The 3,424-nt window shown below is 68.2% G+C and carries 4 protein-coding genes; all 4 read left to right on the top strand.

The window, feature by feature from the left end; genetic code table 11:
- On the top strand, positions 1-416 hold a 416-nt coding region (locus ACFE86_RS21815; RefSeq protein WP_375457410.1), incomplete at its 5' end, for an ATP-binding cassette domain-containing protein.
- 91 nt (positions 417-507) lie between these two features.
- Complete coding sequence (locus ACFE86_RS21820; RefSeq protein ID WP_375457411.1) at positions 508-1,710, top strand: ABC transporter substrate-binding protein; 1,203 nt, start codon at positions 508-510, stop codon at positions 1,708-1,710.
- A 28-nt stretch (positions 1,711-1,738) separates the two neighbouring features.
- Positions 1,739-2,626 (top strand): branched-chain amino acid ABC transporter permease, encoded by an 888-nt coding sequence (locus tag ACFE86_RS21825; protein ID WP_375457412.1) that lies wholly within the window; start codon positions 1,739-1,741, stop codon positions 2,624-2,626.
- 24 nt (positions 2,627-2,650) lie between these two features.
- Positions 2,651-3,424 (top strand): branched-chain amino acid ABC transporter permease (locus tag ACFE86_RS21830; RefSeq protein ID WP_375457413.1); only part of this gene is annotated, 774 nt, incomplete at its 3' end.

The following is a 3,424-nucleotide window of genomic DNA, read 5'->3' on the forward strand; positions in this document are numbered from 1 at the left end:
TGGCCGAGAACCTGATGCTGCCGCCGGTCGTGAAGCCCGGCGGCATGGCGGTGGCGGAGATCCACGCCCTGTTCCCGAACCTCAAGGAGCGGGCGGGCAGCCAGGGCACCAAGCTGTCGGGGGGCGAGCAGCAGATGCTGGCGATCGGGCGCATCCTGCGCACCGGCGCCAAGCTGATCCTGCTCGACGAGCCGACGGAGGGCTTGGCGCCGGTGATCGTCCAGCAGATCGGCCGGACGATCCGGGACTTGAAGGGCCGCGGCTACACCATCGTGCTGGTCGAGCAGAACTTCCGCTTCGCCCAGACGCTGGCCGACCGGCACGTGGTGATCGAGCAGGGGCGGGTGGTCGACACCATCGAGAACGACGCGCTTGACGCCAATATCGACAAGCTCCACGCCTATCTCGGCGTCTGAGGCGACGGCCAAACACGAAACAAGCGCCGGCTCGCGGCGCGGATCGCTCGGCGCGCGACCGTCGCGACGCCGCAGGAGGACGAAAGACGCCATGCTCGGACGCATCCCGCTCAGCCTGTTCGCCGGTGCCCTGACGATGGGGACCGCCGCCGCGCAGACGCCCGTCAAGATCGGCATCCTCGGCGACCGCTCGGGCGCCTATTCCGACATCAGCGGCGAGGGCTCGGTGGTCGCAGCCCGCCTCGCGGTCGAGGACTTCAAGCCGGCCGAGCACGGCCTCAAGGTCGAGATCGTCTCGGCCGACCATCAGAACAAGCCCGATGTCGGCGCGGGCATCGCCCGGCAATGGTACGACCGCGACAACGTGGACATGATCACCGACGGCGTGACCTCCTCGGTGGCGCTCGCGATCAGCGAGGTCACCCGCGAGAAGAACAAGGTCTTCATCGACACGGGCGCCGGCACCGCCAACCTCACCGGCGCGCAATGCACGCCCAACACGATCCACTGGGTCTACGACACCGTGGCGCTCGCCAACGGGACCGGCGGCGCGATGGTCAAGCGCGGCGGCGACACGTGGTTCTTCCTCACAGCCGACTACGTGTTCGGCCAGAGCCTCCAGCGCGACACCACCACGGTTATCACCAAGAACGGCGGCAAGGTCGTCGGCGCGGTCAAGACGCCGTTCCCGACCGCCGACTTCTCCTCGTTCCTGCTCCAGGCTCAAGCGTCGGGCGCCAAGGTGATCGGGCTCGCCAACGCGGGTGCCGACACGATCACCGCGATCAAGCAGGCGGGCGAGTTCGGCATCACCGAAGGCGGGCAGGCGCTCGCCGGCCTCCTCGTGTTCTCCTCCGACGTGCACTCGCTCGGCACCAAGGTGGCGCAGGGCCTCGTGCTGACCGAGCCGTTCTACTGGGACCTGACCGATGCCACCCGCGCCTTCTCGGACCGCTTCGGCAAGCAGATGAACGGCCGCAAGCCGACCGCCAACCACGCCGGCGTCTACGCGGACATCCTCCACTACCTGAAGGCCGTAGCCGAGACGAAGTCGACCAGTGACGGCGCGGCCACGGTGGCCCGGATGAAGGCGATGCCCACCGACGATCCGCTGTTCGGCAAAGGCACGATCCGCGCCGACGGGCGCAAGATCCACGACATGTACCTGTTCGAGGTGAAGAAGCCCGCCGAATCGAAGGGCGAGTGGGACCTGTACAAGACCCTCGAGACCATCCCCGGCGATCAGGTGTTCCGGCCCATGAGCGAGGGCGGCTGCCCGCTCGTGAAGGGCTGAGGCGGCAGGCGCGCGCGGGGGCACGGGCATGACCACGATCTTCGGCGTGCCGACGCAGGCGCTGTTCGGGCAGTTGCTGCTCGGGCTGATCAACGGCTCGTTCTACGCGATCCTGTCGCTGGGGCTCGCCATCATCTTCGGCCTCCTGAACATCATCAACTTCGCCCACGGGGCGCTGTACATGATGGGCGCGTTCGTCGCCTGGATGCTGCTCAACTACCTCGGCGTGAACTACTGGTGGGCGCTGGGGCTGGCGCCGCTCATCGTCGGCGCCTTCGGCATCGTGCTGGAGCGCGTGCTGATCGCCAGGTTGTACAAGCTCGACCACCTCTACGGCCTGCTGCTCACCTTCGGCCTAGCACTGATCATCCAGGGCCTGTTCCGGAACTCTTACGGCGTCTCGGGCCTGCCCTACGCGATCCCGGCGGCGCTGTCGGGCGGCCAGCGCCTGCCGTTCATGTTCCTGCCGAACTACCGCGCCTGGGTCGTCGTCGCCTCGGCCGTCGTGTGCCTGGCCACCTGGCTCGTCATCGAGAAGACCAAGCTCGGCTCGTACCTGCGCGCGGCCACCGAGAACCCGACGCTGGTCCAGGCCTTCGGCGTCAACGTGCCCCTGTTCCTGACCCTGACCTACGGCTTCGGCGTGGCGCTGGCGGGATTCGCCGGCGTGCTCGCCGCGCCGATCTACTCGGTCAACCCGAACATGGGCGCCGACATCATCATCGTGGTCTTCGCCGTCGTCGTGATCGGCGGCATGGGCTCGATCCTCGGCTCGGTGGTCACCGGCTTCGCGCTCGGGCTGGTCGAGGGCCTGACCAAGGTGTTCTACCCGGAAGCCTCGGCCACCGTGATCTTCGTGATCATGGTGCTGGTGCTGCTGGTCAAGCCCGCCGGCCTGTTCGGCCGCACCGCCTGATGTTCCTTTCCGCAGGTCTCTGACATGGCCGACACCGCCGCCATCGCCCCCGCGGACGCCGCCCCGATCCTGCCCGTGCTGGCCGAGGGCCGGGACGACCGCGCGCTGCATCGCCGGATCATGCTCGGCATCGCCGTCATCCTCGCGGTGGCGCCGTTCGTGCTCTACCCGGTCTTCCTGATGAAGGTGCTGTGCTTCGGGCTGTTCGCGCTCGCCTTCAACCTGCTGCTCGGCTACGGCGGCCTGCTCTCGTTCGGCCACGCCGCCTATTTCGGCATGGCGAGCTACGTCTGCGCGTACAGTGCCAAGGTCTGGGGCCTGAGCCCGGAGGTCGCGATCCTGGCCGGCACCGCGACCGCGGCCGTGTTCGGCCTGGTCTTCGGTGCGCTGGCGATCCGGCGCCAGGGCATCTACTTCTCGATGATCACGCTCGCGCTCGCGCAGATGGCGTACTTCTTCTCGCTCCAGGCGAAGTTCACCGGCGGCGAGGACGGCATCCAGGCGGTGCCGCGCGGCGCCCTGTTCGGCGTGGTGAGCCTGTCCGACGACCGCGCGCTCTACGGCCTCGTGGCGGTGGTGTTCCTGGCCGGGCTGATGCTGATCTACCGCATCATCCACTCGCCGTTCGGGCAGGTGCTGAAGGCGATCCGCGACAACGAGCCCCGCGCGATCTCGCTCGGCTACCGGGTCAACCAGTACAAGCTCGCCGTGTTCGTGCTCTCGGCGACGCTCGCGGGGCTCGCCGGCGCCACCAAGGCGATCGTGTTCCAGCTCGCCTCGCTCACCGACGTGCACTGG

Origin of the sequence: uncultured Methylobacterium sp. (assembly GCF_964244095.1) — a bacterium.
Classification (GTDB): Bacteria; Pseudomonadota; Alphaproteobacteria; order Rhizobiales; family Beijerinckiaceae; genus Methylobacterium.

Excerpts from the sequence above, each read along its gene's own strand:
- ACFE86_RS21820 (WP_375457411.1), top strand. The coding sequence starts at position 508 with ATGCTCGGACGCATCCCGCTCAGCCTGTTCGCCGGTGCCCTGACGATG.
- ACFE86_RS21825 (WP_375457412.1), top strand. The coding sequence starts at position 1,739 with ATGACCACGATCTTCGGCGTGCCGACGCAGGCGCTGTTCGGGCAGTTG.